Consider the following 22141-nt stretch of genomic DNA (forward strand, 5'->3'; position numbering starts at 1 on the left):
TTAGAATTCTAAGCGATGATATACTCCTTTTTTCTAAAACTCAACCTTATTTAACCCCCGAATCCTAGGGTCTTTTTTTATGTAGAGTAATTGGCTTTGATAATGTCTTCTGTATATTTGAGATGGGGTATATCCACTTAGTTGCTTAATATGATTTTAAAAATGCCCCTATTAATAGTATTGAAGATAAAAGTTAGTGATATCTTTTATCTTTTTTCGCTTAGAATGTTAAACCTTAAAGCAAGTTATTTACGAAAGCAGATTACAAAGAGAAGAAATTAGGAAATACAGGTGGAAGCAGTTCTTTTGAACAATTAGCTGAATACTTTTTAGCAGATTTAGATGGCGCTGCAAATATTCAAGATATTACAAACTGTGCAACGAGATTACGTGTTACAGTAAAAGATCCTGAAAAACTAGAAAGTGAACAAGTTTTTAGAAAACATGGAGCACATGGCTTAGTTCGAAATAAACAAGCGATCCAAATAATAGTTGAACTATCAGTTGGTCAAGTTCGAGATAAAATGGAAGAAAAGATTAAAAGTGTTCGAAAGTAAAATAGGATGTAAGAAGGTTAAAGAAATCTCCCAATGAGTGAAACCTTTCCCATCATCTTTCCAAACTATTACGATGAAGGAAAAATCGCAGTATACTAACCTTAAAGAAATATTTATACACTAAGACATAACAACAATAAGGAAAGAGGGACTAAAAATGAAAAAAAATTCTGTAGTAATTGCTGGTGGGGGAAGTACTTATACAGCTGGAATTGTAATGATGTTAATTGAAAATCAAGATAAATTTCCATTACGGAAATTAAAATTTTACGATAATAATAAAGAACGTCAAGATATCGTTGCGAAAGCATGTGAAATTATCATTAAGGAACGTGCTCCTAAAATTGAATTCATAGCAACAACAGATCCCGAGGAAGCTTTTACAGATGTTGATTTCGTAATGGCACATATTCGTGTCGGTGGTCTAAAAATGCGTGAACTAGATGAAAAAATTCCATTAAAATATGGGGCCGTTGGTCAAGAAACATGTGGACCTGGCGGCATGGCCTATGGTATGCGTTCAATTCCAGGAGTAATTGAATTAATTGATTCTATGGAAAAGTATTCACCGAATGCTTGGATGTTAAACTACTCTAACCCAGCTTCGATTGTTGCAGAGGCAACACGTATCTTACGTCCTAACTCGAAAATCATTAATATTTGTGATATGCCAGTTGCCATTAAAAAATCAATGGCTGACATTTTAGGGTTGGAATCTGAGAATGATATTATTGAACGGTATTATGGACTAAACCATTTTGGTTGGTGGACTGAGCTTTATGATAAAGAAGGCAATGACTTAATGCCAAGATTGAAAGAACATGTAAAACAATGGGGTTATGGGGCTAAAAATGATGGGATTAATAATCCACTGCTAGCGGAATCCAGCTGGATGGATACATTTACTAAAGCTAAGGACGTATACGCTGTTGACCCGGATACACTACCAAATACGTATTTAAAATATTATTTATTCCCTGACTATGTAGTACAACATTCAAACCCAGAACATACACGGGCAAACGAAGTGATGGATCATCGTGAAAAGAATGTTTTTGCCGAATGTATACGAATTGCCGAAGCTGGCACCGCTGAAGGAACAAGTATTGAAGCCGGGGAACACGCGGAATTCATCGTTCGATTGGCAGTAGCGCTTGCATACAACACATATGAAAGAATGCTATTAATTGTTCCTAATAATGGGGCGATTGCAAACGTTGAACCAACTGCAATGGTTGAGATTCCATGTTTAGTAAGTAAAGCAGGTGTGGAATCACTATCTATTGGGACGATTCCTCAATTCCAAAAGGGATTGATTGAACAACAAGTATCAGTAGAAAAGTTAGTCGTTCAAGCTTATTTAGAAAAATCATATCAAAAACTTTGGCAAGCGCTAACATTGTCAAAGACAGTACCAAGTGCGAGTGTTGCAAAAGCAATTTTAGATGACCTTATCGAGGCAAACAAGGATTTTTGGCCGGAACTTTCTTAAGGAAAAAGGGTTTGCTAAACTAGTAGCGGGTATGAGGTGTTTTCATACCCTGTTGCCTGGTAATTAAGTTAGGAGGATCTCCTTGTGAATCTTGAAGAGTTAATTAATAAAAATTATGAGTATTTGAGTGATACTGATTTTACTATTGCTAGGTACGTTCTTGCTAATAAAGATAAAATTGGGAACATGGGTATTAATCAGTTAGCTAAAAATAGTTTAGCATCCAAATCATCTGTATTAAGATTTGCTCAAAAATTAGGTTTTAGTGGATATAGTGAATTTAAAAACTTTGTAAAATGGGAAAATGCCAGCCCAAATGAGGAACTTAAACCAAATGAATTGTTTGAACAAGTTCTTTATGATGTCAATAAAACGTTAGACTATTTAAATAGTGTGGATTTTGAACCTATTTATAAAGCAATTGATACTAGCGAAAATATTTATGTCATTTCAACAGGAATAGCCCAGAAAAATCAAGCTGCAGAACTGCAACGACTATTCCTACTTATTGGCAAACCCGTTCAAATTATTCCTGCAATGGCCCACGCAAATGAATATAGGCTTATAATTGAAAAGTTAACTTCTAAAGATTTAATTATTTTGTTTTCACTATCCGGTGAAAATCCAAACTTACAAGGGTTACCTGATATTCCTGCTGTTAAGGGTGCAAAAATGATTTCCCTTACCAATTTTAAAAGTAATTGGTTGTCAGGACATGCTGATTTTAATTTATATTCTTCCAGTACGATGAATCCTATTCCGAAAAATTGGTGGGTACGATCTGCCTCTTCCTTTTTTATTGTGGTAGAAGCATTGGCATTTGGATACTTAGATTATATAAATAGTAAAAGATAGACATTGAGGTGTGAAATGATGTTTTTTAAGAAGAGTAAAAAAGAAAAAAATATATTCATCCATAGCCCTTTAAAGGGCGAGGTTATTCCATTAGGAAGTGTTCCAGATCCCGTTTTTTCCCAGAAAATGATGGGCGAAGGGCTAGCCTTTATTCCAACTAACGGCGAAGTTTTTTCTCCTGTAAATGGGAAGGTTACACAAGTGTTTCCTACTAAACATGCAATTGGAATGGTAACGGAAGATGGCCTTGAAATGCTATTACATTTAGGACTTGAAACAGTTGAATTAAAAGGTGAAGGATTTAATATCAAAATTAATGCTGGAGATATAGTTAGTGTTAATGACCACATTGGTACTTTTGATCTTTCCTATATTGAGGAGAAGGGAAAAGAAATTATTTCAGTCCTTGTTTTCCCGAATTTTGAAGAAAAAATCTCTGAAATGATTCCGTTAAAGTCAGATGAAGTTGAAAGTGGAACGGAAATTGCTCAATTGATTTTTAAATAACTCAAATTTCATATTTGAAAATCGATTTGTGATGGGGCTCTCAATAATTTAAGACCCAGCCAAATTCGTAGCTTGAACTGATTTTAAAAAGCGAAACAGCCTCCATTCTTGGTAAGGAAGATTCTCATGCCATAGTTGTTATTTATTTTTGACAACCTAATTCTTAGATCAAAAAGTGAATTTATTAAGTAATAATTAGCCTGTATGATACTTCCTTCATTCAGGCTTTTATTATGTTCCTCTGATCTATAATCCGAGCGACGCAATCAGCCGTCGCACGTCCTGATCCGCTTGTTTAGGTGTTAAAATCAACAGTTGATCGTCTACGAGGACACGTGTCTGACCACGCGGCGTCAGGATTTCATCTTCACGAATGATCGCAACGACGAGCACATCCTGGGGCATCTCGATATCCTGTAACGTTCTTCCGGCAATCACACTGTTTGTCGAGACCCTGACCTCGATGATCTCCGCTTGCGGATGGGTGACGGTCATGAATTTCAGGAACGGTTCGACCGTCGTGTCGGGCTGTGTCTCTAGCCCCATTCGCCGGACGATCCACGGCAAGGCCGTTCCTTGCAAAAGAGCAGACGTCATGACGGTGAAGAAGACGATATTGAAAAGAAGCGGCGCTTCAGAAAGACCACTCGAAAGCGGATAGGTCGCGAGAATGATCGGAACGGCTCCACGTAGACCAGCTGCCGTGATGACACTCTGTTCTTTGACCGTGTACCGAAACGGAAGTAGCGATAAGACGACGGCAAGTGGACGAGCGAGCAGGATCAACGTCAGGACGATGACAGCCGAGACGAACAAAGTCCGAGAATCAAGTAATTGTTTTGGAAAGACGAGCAATCCGAGCATGATGAACATGCCGATCTCTGCTAAATGCGACAAGCTACCACTGAATCGTTTGAGCGTCTCGCGGTAGATCATATCATGATTGTTGATCCAGATTCCGGTCAGATAGACGGCGAGAAACCCACTGGCGTGCAAAATCGTCGCGAGACCATACGAGAAGAGCGCCCCACTGAACAGAAGCGTTGGATAAAGGGCGGACGATGGCAACTCGATCCGGTTCAGCAGTTGCGTGACGAGATACCCGATCGCAAGACCAACTAGTGTCCCGAGTCCCATCTCATAGAGGAAGGAAAGGATGCTGGCACCGATCGAGAATGATTCCGGTGCCAATGCAAACGATGTGAATAAGATCGTGAGAAAGACAGCCATCGGGTCATTCGTTCCAGACTCCGCTTCAAGCGTATGTTTGACCTTAGCATCGACCGGTCGTCCACTTAACAGAGAAAAGACAGCCGCCGCATCGGTTGAGCCGACGAGTGCGCCGATCAATAACGCGACCGGCCAAGAAAAATCAAGCAGATAATGTGCGACGAAAGCGATGATTCCTGTCGTTGCGAGGACTCCGATGGTCGCGAGCGACAGGGCAGCAGGGAGAATCTTTCGGAAATGCGTCCATTTTGTATGCAAGCCACCGTCAAATAGAATCAAGACGAGCGCCATTGTTCCATAGAGACGGGCTTGTTCGAAATCACCGAAGTTGATGATTCCTGAAACGTCGGACCCTGCGATGATACCTACAACGACGAATAGGATCAACGTCGGTACATTTAACCGGACAGCGAACTTCGTCGTGATGATTGCAATCAGTAATAGTGTGCCTGCGATGAACAAAATCGTACCTTCTTCCATCCCACCACCTCTTTCTTGATGACATGCTCTCTTCTTAGTATACGTTATTTTTTGAAAATTCCGAAAAATAATACCGAAATAATGTGTATAAACGAATAGAAAAAGGAAAACTAGAAGCAGGACTAGTGCATTCAAAATGGAACATCAAGGAGGAAGAGGGATGAACATCTGTATCGTCACGGGTGCCAATTCTGGTATGGGAATGGTCACGATTCAAGAATTACTGGAGCGGGGAGATCGTGTCATCGCGACCGTCCGGTCTCAGAAAAAAGTGACGGCACTCGTTCAACTGTTGCGGGAAAACGGTGTATCGCATACACAACTGGAAATCGAGATTGTGCAACTGGATCAACTTGACTCCGTCCGTCGTTTTGCGGATCGCCTGTTCGACATGATGGGTCGAATCGACCGTTTGATCCTAAATGCTGGAGTCATGGTACCGCCGTATCATGTCACGAAGGACGGCTTTGAATCGCAATTCCAAGTCAATTACTTGAGTCACTTCTACTTGATCGAGCGATTGTTACCTTTACTCGAAAAAGGACGAGATCCGCGCGTCATCTCGATTTCCTCTCTCGCCGGTGAAGGCGGCTTGATCCGGACCGACGTCGAACTTGAGGCGATCGCGCACGTCAAAAAAGAACACTACAGCCCGATGCGTTCTTACCGCGAATCGAAGCTCCTGCAAATGATTCATATGCGTGAGCTAGCTGAAAAGCACGGCGACCGGATCACGTTCGTCAGCGTCCACCCCGGGATCGTCAATACGGATTTGTTCTATCGCGGCAAGTACGGCAAAGTGATGAAGACGTTACTCAAACCAGTCGCGCAAGTCGGATACTGGACCGGAAAACTTTATACACCGGAATACGGTGCGAAGACGGCGCTCTATCTTGCAACAACCGACGATCCACTTGACAACGGCGGCTATTATGCGGATTCCGCTCCTCGACTCAGCAATCCGATCGTTGAAGATGACGAGTACCGGGCACAAGCACGGAATTTGTCGCGCCGCTGGGTCGAATTATCCTGAACGCCAAAAAAACGACCGGCTCGTGGGAAGCAGGTCGTTTACCGTTGTGACGACTGGGGGTCAGATCACTCCTAAAGAATACGTTACATCGAAATAAAATTGTGGAATATGAAAAAAATCACAAAATAATGGGCAAACATGAAATCTTGAAGCAAAAAGGTTTTCTTCTCGCTTCGCATTCGTTAGGATAGAGAAGAATTTTTTTGTAACAGGAGGAATAACATGATACGACAAGCTACATCAAAAGACGTTCGAAACATCGCAACCCTACTTGAGCAAAAAGCGCTCTCCCTTAAAGCCGGTGGCAGTAGCCAGTGGTCAGCTTATCTTGAGCAAGACATCGAGCAACTCGTCGTGCGAGATTTAGAAGCCGGTCGCCTGTATGTCTTTGAGGATCAGAACGAGCTGCTTGGTTCCGTTGCCCTGCTTCCTTCGCTCGAATGGGATCAATCCTTGTGGGATGATGTAGAAGGTCTGTATATCCATCGAATCGTCGTCAGCGACCGCGCAAAAGGACGTGGAGTCGGTCGGAAACTGCTGGAACATGCGATTGCTGTGACAGAGGACGAAGGGGAAATCCTACGACTCGACTGTGTCGCTTCAAACGAGTTTCTCAATGCGTATTACACGTCATTCGGCTTCGTCTATCAAGGAACACGGGACGGGTTCGCGATTTACGAGTATGAACACATCGAAGCGACGGCCTGAAGCGGTTCAATCAAGACAACGGTCGTTTCGTTTGGTATGGTAAGAGAAAAAGAACGGTTCAAGGAGTGATCGGATGCGATTGAATATCGGCTTCATCGGCTTTGGCAAAAGTACGACCCGTTACCATTTACCGTACGTGATGATCGAGGACAACTATCACGTCATCTGGATTTACAATCGGAAGGAAAAACCGGAGCTGTTCGCGTCCTATCAAAATCGACTGCCAGATGCACGTTTTACGACGGATGTGTCTGAGATGCTCGCTGACCCGGCACTTGATGTCGTCGTCATCAATACACCACCGGCGACACATTTCGAATACGCGTTGCTCGCCTTGCAACATCAAAAGCATGTTCTCGTCGAAAAGCCGTTTACCGTGACTGAAGAGGAGACGAAGCATTTATTTGCGGAAGCAGATGCGCAAGGCGTCAAAATTCTCGCTTATCAAAACCGCCGTTACGACAGCGACTTCCAAGTCGTCGCCCAAATCATCCGTTCCGGAAAACTCGGACGACTTGTCGAAGTCGTCTCGCAGTTTGATTTGTTTCGTCCCGAAGCAGCGTCAGCTGATGCGCGCCATGAGAACGGCGCACTCTACGGACTCGGTGTTCATACGCTTGACCAAATCATCGCCTTATTCGGAAAACCGGACAAAGTCGCCTTTGACGTGCGCAGTGTTCGACTGCCGCACAATCCCGATGACGCGTTTGCGATTGATCTCTATTATCCGGAGCTCAAGGTCAGCGTCCGGACGAGTCATGTCGCACTTGCCCCGGCACCCCGGTGGATGTTACACGGCACGAACGGCACGTTCATCAAACAACACGTCGATCGGCAAGAGCTCGACCTGAAAGCGAACTACTTCCCGGGAGAAGAGGGGTTCGGTGAGGATTCGGAAGACGATTATGGGCGTTTGATTTATCATGATGAACACGGTCATCTGCAAGACGTCCGGATCCCGAGTCCTGTTGGCGATTACGGTAAAATGTATCGCGCCTTTTACCGCAGTATCGTCGAAGATGCACCGCTTCCAGTGAAAGAAGAGGATACCTTGTTTGTTGCCCACCTGCTCGAACAAGCTTTTGCGCAACCGTCTCCTTATATCTTGACGATCCAAAATTAAATTTTAATTTGATTGCAGGTTGATGACAACTCGACTGTGCCCATAGGCATGGTCGGGTTTTTTTGATATAAAGAACAGGTACATTCCTGATTTTTCAGATTTTTCTAAAGAAATGTTGATTATTTTTTCAAAAAGTTGGGAATAAGGGAATGTCTCACCAAATCAAAACATAGGGGGTCTATCATGAAACGATTCTTATCCGTATTGCTCGTAGCGGCTGTCATCGTTGGGGTACTCAGCCCTTCGTTGATCGCTGAGGCCGCGACGAAGTTGACCGTGACGACGGATGTCTTGCGCGTCCGCGAAAAACCGTCGACATCGAGTAAGATTCTCGGTAACGTCTACAAAGGGAATGTCTACACATCAAAGGGAACGTCCGGCAGCTGGTATAAAATCAGCTACAAATCCCGCACAGGCTACATACACAAGAACTACGTCAAATCGTCCTCGTCGAAATACACGTCGACAGGGACGAAGTATACGACGGTCGGCACGCTCAACGTCCGGACGGGTGCCGGAACGAAGTATAAAGTCGTAGGACAGCTGAACAAAGGGGTTGCCGTCGCGACGTACGGAACATCGGGCAGTTGGACACGGATTCTCTACAAGGGAAGCTACCGCTATATCTCGACGCAATACGTCTCGAAGTCGAAACCATCGACGACGACGAAAAAGTTAAATGTTCCGTACTACAACCAATATTCACTCGGTTATCCATCTGGTTGTGAGTTCGTCTCGTTGAAGATGGCACTCGAATATAAGAAAAAAGCCGTCTCTGCTGCGTCACTCTACAATCAAATGCCGAAAAGCATGAAGAACGCGACGTATAAGAACGGAAAGTATTACTGGGCAGATCCGGAAAAAATGTTCACGGGGAATCCAGCCGGAACGCTCGACTACTACAAGAACTGGGGTATCTACCCGAAAGGAATCCTACCACTCGCGAAAAAATACCGCAGTGGTGCCGTCGATATCTCGAAACAAGGCGTCTCGAAGATTGAACGTGAAATCCGCAGCGGTAACCCGGTCATCGTCTGGGCAACGGTCGATTTTAAGAATCCATATGGCTACTTCTCTTGGATCAAACCGGACGGTAAAACATTCACAGGTTACCGGAACTATCACGTCATGCTCGTGACAGGTGTCTCAAGCGGTTCGTTTTATGTTTCGGATCCATACCGCGGCAAGTATAGTGTCAGTCGTTCGCAGTTCACATCCGTTTTCAATCAAACGGGACAATATGCGTTATCTGTTCGTTAATTCCTCATCCGGTCGCCCCCACGCGACCGGATTTTTGTCATTTTCATGCATATTGATACGAAAACTACTGTAAAATGAAGGAGTTCACCTGCTAGGTGTGTAAAAGAATGACAATGTATCCATGAAAGGAAGTGAAGAGATGGAAGATCCACGGATCACGCGTCTCGAGCAGGAGGTCGCGGCGTTACGACAACGAGTAGCTGCCCTTGAAGGACAGCACACTTCGCCTGTCGCACCTGAACCGAGCGAACCAGAAGTGAGTACGGTCGCTCGCCCAGCCCCGCGCCCTGCTTATACGAAACGAAAACCGGTTGTTCCTCAACCAACATTTAAGGAAAAACGCTCCCGCGAAGAATGGGAACAGGTCATCGCGACCGTCTGGTTACCCCGGATTGGAGCGATATTCGCTGCACTCGGAGCCTTGTTCCTGTTCTCCTACGCCTCGGTTGCCGGTCTGATCAGTCCTCCTGTCCGCATCGGAAGTGGGGTATTGATCGGTCTACTCGTCATCGCCCTTGGAGAATACCAGTATGAGAAGAAACGACGCGAGCTCGGGGTCGGACTCGTCGCGACCGGTACGATCGTCGCCTTGGCGGCACTGTTCGCCGGGATGGCCTTATATCAATTCTATCCACCGTCTTTAGCCTTCTTACTTGAGCTCGTCGTCGTCTTCATCGCGTACGGTCTGATGCTCTGGATGCGATCGCAAGCCTTACTCGTCCTCGTATCCATCACCGGTTTCTTATTACCGTATCTACAATTATCGGACGACCCGAACTTACCGCTCTTCTTATTGTACGAAGTCGTCTTGTTCGCAGCGATCTTCTTTGCGGTTGACCGACTGAAGGCAAAAAAAGCGTTCGTCTTCGCTTGGGTGATCTTTACGATCGCACTCGCGTTCGGCCTACTCTCGTTAGAGCTCTACTGGCTTGATGAACAGGTACCACGACTTGATGAATGGTCTCTCTTACTTGCGACATTCTTCGGTTACGGTGCGACATCGTTCGTCGGACGACGGATCCAGTTTCAGCCAAACGTGCCAAGCTGGCTTGCCGGAGTTGTCGTCTTACTGACGTTACTGATCCTCGACTGGTCGTTCGGTACGCTGATCGCGATTCTGTTCGCTGGCACTGCCTACCTGCTCGCTGAACGATTGAAGGATTCCGCTCAAAATGGTGTCGGTCACGTCGCCTTACTCGTCGCCGTCCTCTTGATTCCGGCAGATGCCCTCAGCTGGACGTATCAACTGCGCTACTTTTTGATTGCCGGGTTGATCGCCGCATTTTGGTTCGTTCCGCGGGCGCGAATGCCACACCAACGGTTGTTTAACGTCGGGTTGTATGTCGTCTTTATCTTTTCAGCCGTCGTTGATTATGAATCTTATCAAAGCATAGGGCTGTCGTATGCGTTGACGGTGCTCGCGATGGTCATTGCTTCGACGGCATTCGTCTTGCTCCTCGTTCAGACACATCGTGATCCGGTTTGGAGAGGGTCATGGCAACTTGTCCTCGTCTTAGCTGCAATCGGTGTCTTTACGACCTACACGTTGATCATCATGGAGTTACCATTCTACCGCGGTCTTGAAGAGACGGCGCGTAGTACGACGTTGTCCGCGGCCTATATCGTCCTCGCACTCGTCCTTGTCGCGATTGGTCGGATGCGGACGTCGTCGACGTGGCGATTATCCGGGTTGTTGCTACTGACCATCAGTGCCGTCAAGCTTTTACTATTCGATTTGTCGTTCCTGAGCTTATTCCAAAAAGCATTTGTCTTCATTGGCTTCGGAATCGTCACGTTCATCATTTCACGGACGTACTTCAAAAAACGCAAAGAACAAGCCTGACAAAACGCTTGAATCGGTTGAAATGAACCGGTTCAAGCGTTTTTAATTGCTCAAAAATTTTTATTGATAACGATTATCATTGTCGTCTATACTATTTAAGGAACTGACTTAATTAGTAACAGGGGGAATCATACATGAAACAAGCATTATTGATGACAGGGGCGCTCGCCGTCGTTTTAGCAGGTTGCAGTGAAGCGAAACAAGCGGAGACACCAGCACCGAAAAAGATGAATTTTGACCAGGTCGTCACGGATTACCGGACGTATGCGATCAACGAAATCGATACGTTCGTCCGCGAGACGGAAAAGTTCACGGATGCCGTACAAGCCGGGAAGCTTGAAGAAGCGAAAGCGTTGTACGCACCGACGCGGATGTATTACGAACGCGCAGAACCAATCGCGGAAGTATTCGGTGACCTTGATCCGAAGATCGATGCGCGAGCAGGCGACGTGAAAGCGTCGGAGTGGGGTGGCTACCACCGGATCGAGCAAGGATTATTCGAAAAAGGAACGACAAAAGGTTATGAAGCATACGCGAAACAATTGATGAAGGACGTTCATTTACTGCGGGCAAAGGTCGAGACGGTCGAGGTGACACCAGAATTACTCGTCACGGGGGCGACGGATTTGTTAAACGAAGTCTCGACCTCAAAAGTGACAGGGGAAGAAGACCGTTATTCGCATACCGATTTATATGACTTCGCGGCAAACGTCGAAGGGGCTGAAAAGATTTACGAACTGTTGAACCCGGCGCTGAAAAAACAAGATGCGGCGTTATCAAAAGAGATTGCTGCTCGCTTCAAGGATGTCTACGCGTTACTCGATGCGAAGAAACAGGGTGACGGCTATGTTCTCTATACGAGTCTCTCGAAACAAGACGTCAAACAGATGAGTGTCGCCATCAATGAACTCGCGGAACCGCTCTCGAAGATGGGCATCGTACTGGAGGGATAAGCATGAAACCAATCCAAGAAGGCGTCACGCGGCGTGACGTCCTGAAGGTCGCAGGCTTGACGAGTCTCGGGGCCGCCCTGTATGCCAGTGGTCTTGAGAAGTTTCTTCCACGGACATTGACTGTTGAAGCAAGTGATCAAGAGCCGTTCTACGGGACGTATCAAGCAGGCATTTTGACACCACCACAAAACCACGTCCAAGTCGTAGCGTTTGATATCAAGACGGAGCGACGCGATGAACTCGTTGATTTATTAAAACGCTGGACACGGTTATGTGCCCGACTTGCGGCTGGGTTACCATATGGCGATTCCGACTCCCGTTACGTCCCACCGGAAGATACGGGGGAAGCGGACGGATTATCGGCCGGTCATTTGACGTTTACGTTCGGGTGCGGTCCAAGTCTATTTGACGGTCGCTTTGGTATTCAGCATAAACGACCGGAGGCGCTTAAACCGTTGCCGACGTTCGATCTCGATCGTTTAGATGAAAAATGGGGCGGAGGTGATCTTGTCGTTCAAGTTTGCGGTGATGATGCGCAAGTCGTCTTCCATGCAATTCGTAACCTCGTCCGTGTCGGGCGCGGAACGGTCGCGATGCGATGGTCGCAAGCTGGCTTCCAGCGCAGTAAAGCAGCAGATGCCTCTGGCGGGACGCCGCGCAATCTATTCGGCTTCAAGGATGGCACGGGAAATCCCGACGTCTCGAAGCAACAAGTCCGGAAAGAATCGCTCTTTTGTCAGTGGCAGGACGGGACGCCGTGGTTAACGAACGGCTCGTTCCTCGTCGTCCGCCGCATTCAGATGCATCTCGAGGTCTGGGACCGGACGATCCTGAAGGAACAGGAACGGACCTTCGGACGCGAACGTGCTTCCGGGGCACCGCTCGGCTCAACAGACGAGTTCGCTTCCGTCACCCCAGCGAAACGACAAGCTCGTGGCGAAGCTGCCTTACCGGTTGACTCGCATACCGCTGTCGCGCATGGAGACGGGAAGACAGCGATCCTACGCCGTTCCTACTCGTATCAAGACGGCATTGATGAGAAGACAGGTGCCCTCGATGCTGGACTACTCTTTTTATCGTATCAGCGTTCGCCAAAACAATTCATCGCGATTCAGCGCCGTCTTGCCGCGCAGGATCGACTGAATGAATACATCACGCACCGTGGAAGTGCCATTTTCGCCTGCTTCGGTGGGATCTCGAAAGGAGGCTACATCGGTGATGCGTTATTTGCGTAATCTCGTCCTTGTACTTGTACTCCTTATAGCCGGTCAAAACTCGGTGCCTGTCCATGCTGCTTCGACGGATGATCTTTATGTCGCGATTGGACAAGCCCTGTCTGCCATCGCAAGTGAAGATCGCGCGGCACTGAATCAAGCAATCGATGAACTAGGACAAGCTGCTCAAGACTTACCTGATCAACAAGCGGCAATCACGAAAGCCGTGAAACAGGTCGATACGCAACGGGAGGCAACGTTTCCGGAAGTCCGCGATCAATTGAAGGCTCTCTCTGCTGCCGTCCGGAATCAAGAAGAAGCAACGAAACCGAAGACGGATCCGGTCGCGAAAGCAAAGGTGAAGCAATTGCTTTCGTTGACGAAAGAAATGCGGCAGGTCAAAGCGGGCGACCGTCCGACAGCGGAGCAACGGTTGTTGACCGCATGGGCGACGCACGAGAGTCTTGTTCGCAACGACAGTGTCGGTCACTATGGCAACATCGAGATGGCACTTGCGTCAATCCGGATCGCGGCAGCGCGAAAACCTTCGGATACGAAGGAATGGAAAGCCGCACTTGATCAGTTCGATACGGCCGTCCAGTCCTTCCTCGACGGAAAGCAGGTCCAGGCGAAGAAAACGGGACTGCAGTCACTGCTGACGCCACTTGAGGAGGCGCAAACCGCACTTGCGGCAAATGAACTGCCGAAAGCAAAAGAAGCGCTTGAAGCGTTTCTGAAAACTTGGCCACGTGCGGAAGGTGAGGTTCGGACACGTAATGAAGGTCTCTATTCCCAGCTTGAATCCGATGTACCACTGTTACTTGCCCGACTGAAGCCGGAAACGCGTGAAAAGACGGCACAAGAACTCCAGTCGTTTGAGAATGCTATCGCACAATTACAAACGAAGACGCATTATACGTTCGTCGATGCAATGCTCGTCATGCTGCGGGAAGGTCTCGAAGCGTTATTGATCGTCAGCGCGCTTGTTGCTTTCGCGCGGAAAAGTCGAACCAAACAAGAAGGTAAGGTTTGGGCAGGCGCCGGGCTTGGTCTGATCGCAAGCGGTCTGTTAGCGCTTATCCTCCAAACCGTCTTCCAGGCCTCGTTCGCAGCGACAGGTCGGGAACAAATCGAAGGCTATACAGGAATCGTCGCGGTCGTCGTCATGTTATTCGTCGGCTACTGGTTGCACTCGAAAAGCGCCGTCGCGAAACGCAAACACTTTTTGTCGACGCTTTCGACGACGTCCTTGTTCTTCGTCAGCTTCTTGACGATCTTCCGAGAAGGCGCCGAGACGTTGTTATTTTATATCGGAATGGCACCAGCGATGACGAAGACTGCCTTGTTATCCGGGATTGGTCTCGCAATCGTCATCATCGGTCTCGTCTCGTATGCGGTCATTCAGATCGGTGTCCGTTTACCGATTCATCGCCTGTTCCAAGTCGCATCCTGGTTAATCTATCTGATGGCGTTCAAGATTCTTGGTACGAGTCTGCACGCGTTGCAGCTGACGAACGTCTTACCGATTCATCCGATCAATGGACTCGGAACTGCCGGGTGGATTGGCTTTTATCCGACGCTCGAGACGCTCCTCCCGCAAATCGTCCTGATGATTCTGATTGCCTTGTTTACAATTTGGCAAAAGCGGCGTGCGTCTTTAATCCAGACTGCTGCTTAATCCATTTTTCAATTTCAGGTTTCAACTATTATGTTTCGGGTATAACTTCTTATCAGCAGCTTGCTGCATGAAAGAGAGGGATTTTTATGCTTGAAACACGCATCGTACGAAACATGACCGCTGTCGACGCAGAAGTGACGAGCCTCAAATCAAGTGGTTATTCGAATAAACAGATCTACATCTTTGCGAAAGACGAAGAACTCGCGGAACGGATCGCGAATGACACACAGACGTTACCGTACCGCGTGACGAAGAAGTCGTTCTTCGAGACGTTATTATCAGCCGTCCGGAGTAACCGAAATGACCGGATCGAGCAGTTGTCCGAGCTTGGCATGACGAAGGATGTCGCTGAGAATCTAGAAGATGAAGTCCGACACGGTCGGATCGTCATCGTCGGTTCGAAATCCGATTTACTGAATCCAGCGTTCGCGGCGTCGTACGTGACGGATGAAGCAACCGATTATGGTGCTGGCGTCCCGAAACTCGAAGATGAGGAAACGACAACAACGTTACCAGCTGATCAAAATGTCAAATTAAAAGATGAATGATACGTAAGCCTCCTGTTTCTCAGCATAGAGACAGGAGGCTTTTGTTTAACGGAAGGGAATGGAAAGGGTGAAAGGAGAAAAGACGATGCAATTCTTATATGTCGGTTATTACGATGCTGAGCGGATGGATGCTTTATCGAAGGAAGAGATCGATGCTTTGATGTCGCGTTGTGATGCGTTGATGAACACCTTCAATAAACAAGTCGATGTCCTATCAGACTGGCACCCCGGTCTTACGACACAAGCATTTTACTGGCAGGATGGGGTCGTACAGAAGAAAGTAGAGCCGGATCGAACGCATGGAGAGCAGATTGGCAGTTTGATTGTCTTTGAAGCACGTGATTTGGATCATGCGATGGAACTGGCTTCCCTTCATCCGACGACTCAAGTCGCAGAAGGGGAATCTTACGGTTGGCGCGCAGAAATCCGTCCATTATCAGGTACCTCTTGATGTATGGATTATGGACGACATTTACGACTCAAGCCGGACAACGCGACCACGTCATCGCCCTGTTACTTGAAGCTGCGGCTTCTTTAGAGACTCATCCGAGTTGTCTACACTACATCATCAGTAGTTCTGACGAACCGAATGTGCTACATGTCCGTGAAATCTGGACGGATGCCGCTGCACACCTCGCGTCTTTAGAGTTACCGGTGACGCGGCGTTTGATTACGCAAGCGCGTCCGTTGCTCGAGCATGTTGAACGCGTGCTCGAAGACCACCCGCTCGGTGGCAAAGGACTCACGTAAACCAAAACCCCTCCTCTAGTCGAGAAGGGATTACATACTGTTAGGTTGTCTTCCACTCGATATCGATGACGTCCGCTGCTCGTACCATCCGGCGCATACCTGTCGATGTGACGAGTTCGATCGTTCCGCGGTCATGAAAAATCGCTTGGATCGAACCGGATACCGTATCGAGTTGTTTCAATCGGACGTGGACTGTCTGTCCGGTCCGGACTGCACGTTCCATGATGTGTTGTAAGGAGAGGCGATCACGAACGATCGTCTCTTCGCGTGATTGATACAGATGCTCAAGATGAAGGATATGCTGGCGTGAAGTCAGTTGTTTCCACTTGCGATTCGATCGTTTTTTAGATGCGAACATGGCTGACCACCTCCTGAATTGAGTCGTACGCTAGATAGTCGTGCGCTCTGCTTCAGTTATTTCCCTTCACGAATAGTGCTTAAACACGTGCTCCTGACATTTTTTCACGAAACGCCGCGATTGCCGCAACCGCTTCTTGATCGTACTCGACCTCTCCCGGTGCATTCCCTTCGGCAAGAATCGCTGTCTCAAGCGTCGCGTCAAGGAATGATGCGATATGCTCGAACTGCGTGACGAGCGCTTGTCCTTTGACGCGTGGATTATCTCCTCCGACCGCAATCAAGTGAAATCGTTTCCCCGCCATCCGGCTTTTGAAGTCAAGTTCTTCGTCGCGCAGTGACTCGCTGAATCGGTCGATGAATAATTTCATCTTCGTCGACATCGAGTACCAGTAAATCGGAGTGATGAACAGGATGTCATCGTGTTCAAGCATCTCTTCGACGATCCGGCGATAGTCATCGCCAATCGGCAAAAATCATCCATGATGACGGCGGTCTTCAATCGGCTGAATCGAGACGTTCGCTAAATCGACAGCAACATGAGGGATTCCTTTCAATGCTCGTTCCCCGAGCCATTCACTGTTTCCTTTGCGTGAGCTACCAAAAATCGTATACATATCGTGCATCTCCTTTTGAATTCGATTGTTCTATTCTATTCCAAACTGCACTGTCAATACACCGATATGCTCACAATTGGTTTTGAATAAGGGTTTTGCGGAAAAAGACAAGAAGACGAAAAACAAATAGGGGAGGAACGGTCGAATGGAGAGAAGTACGCTCATTGCGCTAGAAAAACACTTATATGCCATCCACCTCGAGATGGATGGACTGGCGCGACTCATTACGAAACAATTAATTCATTTGAGCCAAGTGGCTGCATCCGTCGAACATTTTCGACGGATGAGCTTTGATATCTATAAACATCGGACGTCACTCGAGCAGATTCCGTCACAAGTCTTGTATGAGACGGCACTCGACTACGAAGACTGGCTTGAGGAAGAGTTTGATGAGATTCCTGCTAGCTGGCAACTGGCGACGAAAGAAGAGGAGGCACTCGAGCAGCTTTGGTGGTTCGAATTCTCACGAATTCAAGCGGAGCTCGAAGAATGGCTTAGTCTCTATCTGATTCGCCGGATTCGAGAAGACGTTCGTTACATGCCGCCGGTGATCGAGAAAAATGCCTATGCTTTATCAGAGGATGCCCGTCATGTCTTTTGGCGTCTCTTACAACGCTCCGTTGCGAAGCCTTCATCAAAGATTAAGGCGAACCAACTGTCATGTCGAATGGGCATCGCTGAGATTGCCCGCTGTGCCCGACTTAATCAAGACCGGACACGTCGTGCGATTGGTGAATTGACGCGTCGTGGTCTGATTGCAATCGAAGAGGATGATGAGAAGCTAAAAATGCGGCTTCGCCTTCAAGTCATCTGATTTAAAGCTATGAACCGTTCGATCATCCGTTCATCCCGACGCGCGGATGGACCGATCCAAATCAGGTGACCGGGACTTTTCGATTCAATGAACTGCGCGTGAGGAATACTCCGTCGTGCGTGTTCCGCATGCTCGAACGGAACAGCACGGTCTGACTTCGAATGGACGATCAAGACGGGACACGTGACGGCTTCAAGCCGTTCTCGTTCGATGTCTTGTGTGATATCAAACAAGACACCTCGCCCAGGACCATTTTGAAGACCAACCTCATATAATAACGACGCATCCGTCTCACTAATGTGGGTACGGATCGTTTCGCGTGGTAACAGACTCGTCTTCTCGACCATCCGCACCGCAGCTTCTTCAGGAAACTTGCGAATCTTATCCTTCACATACGTCCAAAGCCCCCACTGGATGAACTGCAGGGGACGTTGTAAGACCGGTTGGATCAGAAGACGATGATACGGAAGCGAGATCCGGTGCGTCATCGCACACGCTAAAACGAGGGCATGGACGCCTGGATCCATTCCAGCAAGCGCGATTGCCGTCGGTCCGCCGGCAGAGATGCCGTAAACGGTGTACTGTTTAATCTGGCGGGAAGCAAGCCACCCAGCGTAGAACGTCGCAAGCGCCTCTGGACTATCCGCGAGCTGAAGCGGCGTTCTTCCATATCCCGGACGTGACGGTACGATGACACGATATCCTGCCGTGATTAACTTCTCGACATGGTAGACTTCTCGGTAATCCGACTGCGTGCCATGAATCAAAAGAATGACAGGACCGCTCCCGCTATCCCGGTAATCAAAGCGCTGACCATTCCATTCTGCGATATAATGCATCCAAATTCTCCTATCTCTTAGTTTTTACCATTTTATTGTTAATTTAATATTCATTTTCATGTATACTGTAAAGTATAACCAAACCATTGTGACTTAGGAAATGAGGATGCGTAGTGTCTAACGAAAAATTAACGAACCGTGACCGCTTACTTGCTGTACGAGAAATCTTCGAACGTCAGTCGGATGAAGACCATACGTTAACGCTTGAGGAATTGAGCATGGAACTCTCGAAACGAGGACTGATCGAGAAGCTATCCCGAAAATCGTTGAAGGATGATATTGCGGCACTTGCCAAATCAGGTTTCGACGTCGTGGCGGAAGAGACGAAGAATGGACTTGCCATTCCGTATCATCTCGTCAGTCGTCCTTTTGAGCATCATCAGCTCCGATTGCTGGTCGATGCCATCGCCAGTGCGAAGTTCATCTCGGAGAGTGAGACGACGTCTCTCGTTCAAACGATTCAGTCGTTGACGAGTGATAAGATGGCGGAATCACTCCAACCGGTGCTACATACTGTCAAAAAACCAAAAGGAATGACGTCCCGCTCGATCGATACGATCCAGAAAGCCATCAGCGATGGTTTCGTCATCAGTTTCCAGTACCAAGGAAAGTTCAATGAACGGACGCGGAAGTTCGAGTTACGGAAGGATGGCGAGCATTATCTCGTTTCTCCGGCTCACCTGTTGATGGATAACGGAAATTACTATTTGATTGGACGCGATGAGCGGATCAAAGAGATCCGGACGTACCGGGTCGACCGAATCGTCGATTGTAAAGCGTTCGAACCGATGGAAGAACCGGTTCACGTCGAGCCGAGTTACTTAAGTAACATGTTCAACATGTACGGGGGAGAAAACGAGCAATTGACGCTTAAATTCCAGGAGAGTCTGATGCCAACCGTCGTCGACCGGTTCGGGACAGATATCCGCTGCCGTCGCCTCGATGACCTCTGGTTCGAGGTCAAGGTCGATGCGCTCTTTTCCGACGGGTTCATGATGTGGCTGATTCAATTCGGCAACCAGGCGGAAATCATCGCACCTGTCGAACGTCGGGAGACATTCAAGAACAAGGTGGCAGGTCTTGCGACGATGTACCAAGTCGTAACACCTGCTCTTTAAGGGCTGAAGCAAGGTTCACTTGACCGTGGATCTTGCTTTTTTTATTTGTCGAGAAAAAAACTTTTTGTCGTTTTTTGTCGGATATTCATATTTGAATATTTTAAGCGAATAGTTCCAGTTACTATTAAGGATATCTGATACTTATGTAGGAGGAACGACATGCAACAGATGGAAAAAAGCCAATCAAACGGGATGCGGAAACTAGCTGCTTTCCTCTTCTTCGTTTGTCTATCCTATACATCGTGGTACTTATTTTCACTTTTTGTCTTTCATCTCGTGTTTCCAGAAGATGTCGTGACATCCTTAGATATCGTCGTGTTCGGATTCAGTCCGGTCGTCGCTCTTGTCGTCACCATCGGCTCATTACGCTTGATTGAACGACGCATGAAACCTAAATTCACACCCCTTTTATTCATCGGGTATACGTTCTCGACAAGCATCTTGATTTATTACGCGATCGTGAACGAACTTCTGCCCCGACTGTGACTTGCAACTCCCCAGCAATTGGCATATGCTACGCTTATAGCTTGCTAGGTAAGGGGGGATACGATGAACGCACAGTATATCCTCGACTGGATGCCGCTCGTGATTCCTGTCGGTGCCATCGTCTTTATTGTCGTCATTGCAAAAAAAGCTTCGAAAATCGATGCTGAAAAGTAAGGAGACTCCAATCAGGGAGTCTTTTTTTATTGGCTTCTGTTGGTACTTTATTCACGCGATTTGCCTATTGTGCAAAAACATAACGTCACCCATTTCTATGGTATAAAGGAACTAGGCGAAAGACCTAATATTAGGAAATCATGGAGGGACAGATGAGACAAAGAACCATCATGACTTTACTTGCACTCAGTCTACTGCTTACCGTATGTATGATGAAAAAACCAACGTTGACGCCAAAAGCCAGTACCATCGATCTCACCATCGCCGTCGTCGGAACGGCTCCAGTACTTACGCAATCCCCAGACTTCCATTCGATTGATCTGCAGGAGATCAAAGGAGATTTACGACGATACGACGCCGTCATGATTATGCCGGAGTACTTACATCAGGTAGCGGGACGTGACTATGCTACCGTCTACCGGAAGGCGCAGATTCCCTTTTTCTTTATCGGCTCTCAAAAATCCATCGAACCGTTTCTTGATCCGAGTCTATCCTATGAGGAAAGCATCTCGGTGCCGAATCCGACGTTTGCGGCTGGTATGCTCTATGACGGTACACAAAAGACGACCTGGTTGTTTGGTGAGGGAATCGAACGACCGAATCGTTCAGAGCAACTGAAGATCTATCAATCGATCTTTCAAACGATTGAACAGAGTCACTTAGCAAAGTAACGCTTGAATGAAACAGACCGAAGCGCTCGGAAGTACATCTACTTCCAAACACTTCGATCTGTTTTTTCGTCAATCGAGTTGTTTCGTCGGGGCTAAGACGATTTCCCGGATGTTCACATGTTGCGGTTGCTCGAAGGCGAATAAGACGGTGTCCGCGACGACTTGCGGATCGAGTCCACCGTCAATCGACTGTTTCCATTTGTTATAGCCGTCCTTGATCGCATCACTTGTCGTATGACCGAGTAATTCCGTCTCGACGACACCTGGTGCGATCGTCATGACGCGGACACCGTGAGACACGACTTCACCTCGGACGTTCTCACTCATCGCGTGGACGGCGAATTTCGTACCGACGTACGCGGCATGGTCTGCGAACGTCTTTTTACCCGCAATCGAACTGATATTGATGATCGTGCCGGTCTTGCGCTCTACCATCGAGGGAAGGACGGCTTGCATGCCGTGTAAGACACCGAGCGCGTTGACGTCAAACATCTCTTCCCATTCTTCCGCGTCTTGTGTCTCGATTTGACCGAGTAACATCCGTCCTGCATTATTGATGATGGCTTCGACCGGTCCGAACGCTTCCGTCGCGTCTGCTAAAGCAGCATCGAGGGCAACTCGGTCGGTGGCTGCGACTTGGCGGATCAAGACATCGTCTGAAGCAAGGCTCGTAAGACGATCAATCCGTCGTCCGAGCAATAAGACGCGGTACCCTTTCTGAATGAACGTTCGCGCAATCGCATGCCCGATTCCTGACGTAGCACCGGTGATGGCAATGAATCCTGTTTTCATGATATCGTCTCCTTATTTGATATGATAAATTGAAGATAACAG

At 47.4% G+C, this 22141-nt stretch carries 24 protein-coding genes and 1 pseudogene; 19 read left to right on the forward strand and 6 right to left on the reverse strand.

Going from position 1 to position 22141, the window contains the following annotated elements; genetic code table 11:
- Positions 1-284 precede the first annotated feature (284 nt).
- From MKY22_RS08100 to MKY22_RS08115, 4 genes and pseudogenes are all read left to right on the forward strand, one after another.
- Positions 285-557, forward strand: a pseudogene (locus MKY22_RS08100) (glucose PTS transporter subunit EIIB); the annotation flags it as partial.
- A 157-nt stretch (positions 558-714) separates the two neighbouring features.
- Complete coding sequence (locus MKY22_RS08105; RefSeq protein WP_341088149.1) at positions 715-2049, forward strand: 6-phospho-alpha-glucosidase; 1335 nt, start codon at positions 715-717, stop codon at positions 2047-2049.
- A gap of 84 nt (positions 2050-2133) precedes the next feature.
- Positions 2134-2904: a MurR/RpiR family transcriptional regulator gene (locus MKY22_RS08110; protein ID WP_341088150.1), complete on the forward strand. Its 771-nt coding sequence runs from the start codon at positions 2134-2136 to the stop codon at positions 2902-2904.
- An 18-nt stretch (positions 2905-2922) separates the two neighbouring features.
- Entirely contained in the window at positions 2923-3411 is a 489-nt protein-coding gene (locus MKY22_RS08115; protein WP_234943139.1) for a PTS sugar transporter subunit IIA, read from the forward strand.
- 246 nt (positions 3412-3657) lie between these two features.
- Here MKY22_RS08115 and MKY22_RS08120 read toward each other — a convergent pair whose 3' ends face one another.
- Positions 3658-5121, reverse strand: a complete 1464-nt coding sequence (locus MKY22_RS08120) for a potassium/proton antiporter (RefSeq protein ID WP_341088153.1) — start codon at positions 5119-5121, stop codon at positions 3658-3660.
- 160 nt (positions 5122-5281) lie between these two features.
- Here MKY22_RS08120 and MKY22_RS08125 point away from each other — a divergent pair, with 160 nt between their 5' ends.
- The 11 genes from MKY22_RS08125 (at position 5282) to MKY22_RS08175 (ending at position 16231) form a co-directional block, all read left to right on the forward strand.
- Positions 5282-6154: an SDR family NAD(P)-dependent oxidoreductase gene (locus MKY22_RS08125; protein ID WP_341088155.1), complete on the forward strand. Its 873-nt coding sequence runs from the start codon at positions 5282-5284 to the stop codon at positions 6152-6154.
- Positions 6155-6376: 222 nt separating this feature from the next.
- The gene (locus tag MKY22_RS08130; RefSeq protein ID WP_290776857.1) at positions 6377-6862 is read left to right on the forward strand and encodes a GNAT family N-acetyltransferase; all 486 of its coding nucleotides are present in this window, start codon (positions 6377-6379) and stop codon (positions 6860-6862) included.
- Positions 6863-6935: 73 nt separating this feature from the next.
- Positions 6936-7985 carry an oxidoreductase gene (locus MKY22_RS08135; protein WP_341088158.1) on the forward strand — a complete coding sequence of 350 codons (1050 nt, stop codon included), beginning with the start codon at positions 6936-6938 and terminating at the stop codon, positions 7983-7985.
- Between the two features lie 183 nt (positions 7986-8168).
- Entirely contained in the window at positions 8169-9245 is a 1077-nt protein-coding gene (locus MKY22_RS08140; protein ID WP_290776855.1) for a C39 family peptidase, read from the forward strand.
- Positions 9246-9384: 139 nt separating this feature from the next.
- Complete coding sequence (locus tag MKY22_RS08145; RefSeq protein ID WP_290776854.1) at positions 9385-11088, forward strand: DUF2339 domain-containing protein; 1704 nt, start codon at positions 9385-9387, stop codon at positions 11086-11088.
- A gap of 134 nt (positions 11089-11222) precedes the next feature.
- A complete protein-coding gene (gene efeO, locus MKY22_RS08150; protein WP_290776853.1) occupies positions 11223-12041 on the forward strand; it encodes an iron uptake system protein EfeO in 819 nt (272 codons plus the stop codon).
- A gap of 2 nt (positions 12042-12043) precedes the next feature.
- A complete protein-coding gene (gene efeB, locus MKY22_RS08155) occupies positions 12044-13276 on the forward strand; it encodes an iron uptake transporter deferrochelatase/peroxidase subunit (RefSeq protein WP_369792028.1) in 1233 nt (410 codons plus the stop codon).
- Complete coding sequence (locus MKY22_RS08160) at positions 13260-14933, forward strand: FTR1 family protein (RefSeq protein WP_341090105.1); 1674 nt, start codon at positions 13260-13262, stop codon at positions 14931-14933. Before efeB ends, MKY22_RS08160 begins: the two co-directional genes overlap by 17 nt.
- Before the next feature lie 86 nt (positions 14934-15019).
- Positions 15020-15481 carry a general stress protein gene (locus MKY22_RS08165; RefSeq protein ID WP_341088167.1) on the forward strand — a complete coding sequence of 154 codons (462 nt, stop codon included), beginning with the start codon at positions 15020-15022 and terminating at the stop codon, positions 15479-15481.
- Between the two features lie 85 nt (positions 15482-15566).
- Positions 15567-15932, forward strand: a complete 366-nt coding sequence (locus tag MKY22_RS08170) for a YciI family protein (RefSeq protein ID WP_341088169.1) — start codon at positions 15567-15569, stop codon at positions 15930-15932.
- A complete protein-coding gene (locus MKY22_RS08175; protein ID WP_341088170.1) occupies positions 15932-16231 on the forward strand; it encodes a putative quinol monooxygenase in 300 nt (99 codons plus the stop codon). Before MKY22_RS08170 ends, MKY22_RS08175 begins: the two co-directional genes overlap by 1 nt.
- A gap of 40 nt (positions 16232-16271) precedes the next feature.
- Here the strand turns inward: MKY22_RS08175 and MKY22_RS08180 are convergent, their stop codons facing one another.
- The 3 genes from MKY22_RS08180 to MKY22_RS08190 all read right to left on the reverse strand — a co-directional run bounded on the left by MKY22_RS08180 (position 16272) and on the right by MKY22_RS08190 (position 17205).
- Positions 16272-16589 carry a hypothetical protein gene (locus MKY22_RS08180; RefSeq protein ID WP_064299885.1) on the reverse strand — a complete coding sequence of 106 codons (318 nt, stop codon included), beginning with the start codon at positions 16587-16589 and terminating at the stop codon, positions 16272-16274.
- A 79-nt stretch (positions 16590-16668) separates the two neighbouring features.
- Entirely contained in the window at positions 16669-17061 is a 393-nt protein-coding gene (locus MKY22_RS08185; protein ID WP_341088172.1) for a flavodoxin family protein, read from the reverse strand.
- Positions 17062-17064: 3 nt separating this feature from the next.
- On the reverse strand, positions 17065-17205 hold the full coding sequence (locus MKY22_RS08190) for a hypothetical protein (RefSeq protein WP_341088174.1): 141 nt from the start codon (positions 17203-17205) through the stop codon (positions 17065-17067).
- Positions 17206-17350: 145 nt separating this feature from the next.
- On the opposite strand from MKY22_RS08190, the gene MKY22_RS08195 reads away from it, so the two are divergent.
- Positions 17351-18019 carry a hypothetical protein gene (locus tag MKY22_RS08195; protein WP_029341707.1) on the forward strand — a complete coding sequence of 223 codons (669 nt, stop codon included), beginning with the start codon at positions 17351-17353 and terminating at the stop codon, positions 18017-18019.
- On the opposite strand, the gene MKY22_RS08200 is transcribed toward MKY22_RS08195, so the two are convergent.
- Positions 18007-18858 carry an alpha/beta fold hydrolase gene (locus tag MKY22_RS08200; RefSeq protein WP_341088177.1) on the reverse strand — a complete coding sequence of 284 codons (852 nt, stop codon included), beginning with the start codon at positions 18856-18858 and terminating at the stop codon, positions 18007-18009. The two genes, MKY22_RS08195 and MKY22_RS08200, sit on opposite strands and share 13 nt — an antisense overlap.
- A gap of 113 nt (positions 18859-18971) precedes the next feature.
- Between MKY22_RS08200 and MKY22_RS08205 the strand changes: the two genes are divergently transcribed.
- From MKY22_RS08205 to MKY22_RS08215, 3 genes are all read left to right on the forward strand, one after another.
- On the forward strand, positions 18972-19976 hold the full coding sequence (locus MKY22_RS08205; protein WP_290776849.1) for a helix-turn-helix transcriptional regulator: 1005 nt from the start codon (positions 18972-18974) through the stop codon (positions 19974-19976).
- A gap of 159 nt (positions 19977-20135) precedes the next feature.
- Positions 20136-20462, forward strand: a complete 327-nt coding sequence (locus tag MKY22_RS08210; RefSeq protein ID WP_290776848.1) for a hypothetical protein — start codon at positions 20136-20138, stop codon at positions 20460-20462.
- A gap of 326 nt (positions 20463-20788) precedes the next feature.
- Positions 20789-21307 carry a hypothetical protein gene (locus MKY22_RS08215; RefSeq protein WP_341088179.1) on the forward strand — a complete coding sequence of 173 codons (519 nt, stop codon included), beginning with the start codon at positions 20789-20791 and terminating at the stop codon, positions 21305-21307.
- A gap of 69 nt (positions 21308-21376) precedes the next feature.
- On the opposite strand, the gene MKY22_RS08220 is transcribed toward MKY22_RS08215, so the two are convergent.
- Entirely contained in the window at positions 21377-22099 is a 723-nt protein-coding gene (locus MKY22_RS08220) for an SDR family oxidoreductase (RefSeq protein WP_341088181.1), read from the reverse strand.
- Between the last annotated feature and the right edge of the window lie 42 nt (positions 22100-22141).

It is taken from the genome of Exiguobacterium sp. FSL W8-0210 (assembly GCF_038006045.1).
GTDB lineage: Bacteria > Bacillota > Bacilli > Exiguobacteriales > Exiguobacteriaceae > Exiguobacterium_A.

What these genes read in the sequence shown, in the direction of transcription:
- efeB (WP_369792028.1), top strand. Translation starts at nt 12,044, where the DNA reads ATGAAACCAATCCAAGAAGGCGTCACGCGGCGTGACGTCCTGAAGGTC.
- MKY22_RS08220 (WP_341088181.1), bottom strand. Translation starts at nt 22,099, where the DNA reads ATGAAAACAGGATTCATTGCCATCACCGGTGCTACGTCAGGAATCGGG.
- MKY22_RS08105 (WP_341088149.1), top strand. Translation starts at nt 715, where the DNA reads ATGAAAAAAAATTCTGTAGTAATTGCTGGTGGGGGAAGTACTTATACA.
- MKY22_RS08175 (WP_341088170.1), top strand. Translation starts at nt 15,932, where the DNA reads ATGTATGGATTATGGACGACATTTACGACTCAAGCCGGACAACGCGAC.
- MKY22_RS08200 (WP_341088177.1), bottom strand. Translation starts at nt 18,858, where the DNA reads ATGCATTATATCGCAGAATGGAATGGTCAGCGCTTTGATTACCGGGAT.
- MKY22_RS08115 (WP_234943139.1), top strand. Translation starts at nt 2,923, where the DNA reads ATGTTTTTTAAGAAGAGTAAAAAAGAAAAAAATATATTCATCCATAGC.
- efeO (WP_290776853.1), top strand. Translation starts at nt 11,223, where the DNA reads ATGAAACAAGCATTATTGATGACAGGGGCGCTCGCCGTCGTTTTAGCA.
- MKY22_RS08190 (WP_341088174.1), bottom strand. Translation starts at nt 17,205, where the DNA reads ATGTATACGATTTTTGGTAGCTCACGCAAAGGAAACAGTGAATGGCTC.
- MKY22_RS08135 (WP_341088158.1), top strand. Translation starts at nt 6,936, where the DNA reads ATGCGATTGAATATCGGCTTCATCGGCTTTGGCAAAAGTACGACCCGT.
- MKY22_RS08145 (WP_290776854.1), top strand. Translation starts at nt 9,385, where the DNA reads ATGGAAGATCCACGGATCACGCGTCTCGAGCAGGAGGTCGCGGCGTTA.
- MKY22_RS08215 (WP_341088179.1), top strand. Translation starts at nt 20,789, where the DNA reads ATGAGACAAAGAACCATCATGACTTTACTTGCACTCAGTCTACTGCTT.
- MKY22_RS08165 (WP_341088167.1), top strand. Translation starts at nt 15,020, where the DNA reads ATGCTTGAAACACGCATCGTACGAAACATGACCGCTGTCGACGCAGAA.
- MKY22_RS08125 (WP_341088155.1), top strand. Translation starts at nt 5,282, where the DNA reads ATGAACATCTGTATCGTCACGGGTGCCAATTCTGGTATGGGAATGGTC.
- MKY22_RS08160 (WP_341090105.1), top strand. Translation starts at nt 13,260, where the DNA reads ATGCGTTATTTGCGTAATCTCGTCCTTGTACTTGTACTCCTTATAGCC.
- MKY22_RS08120 (WP_341088153.1), bottom strand. Translation starts at nt 5,121, where the DNA reads ATGGAAGAAGGTACGATTTTGTTCATCGCAGGCACACTATTACTGATT.
- MKY22_RS08170 (WP_341088169.1), top strand. Translation starts at nt 15,567, where the DNA reads ATGCAATTCTTATATGTCGGTTATTACGATGCTGAGCGGATGGATGCT.
- MKY22_RS08210 (WP_290776848.1), top strand. Translation starts at nt 20,136, where the DNA reads ATGCAACAGATGGAAAAAAGCCAATCAAACGGGATGCGGAAACTAGCT.
- MKY22_RS08140 (WP_290776855.1), top strand. Translation starts at nt 8,169, where the DNA reads ATGAAACGATTCTTATCCGTATTGCTCGTAGCGGCTGTCATCGTTGGG.
- MKY22_RS08130 (WP_290776857.1), top strand. Translation starts at nt 6,377, where the DNA reads ATGATACGACAAGCTACATCAAAAGACGTTCGAAACATCGCAACCCTA.
- MKY22_RS08180 (WP_064299885.1), bottom strand. Translation starts at nt 16,589, where the DNA reads ATGTTCGCATCTAAAAAACGATCGAATCGCAAGTGGAAACAACTGACT.
- MKY22_RS08195 (WP_029341707.1), top strand. Translation starts at nt 17,351, where the DNA reads ATGGAGAGAAGTACGCTCATTGCGCTAGAAAAACACTTATATGCCATC.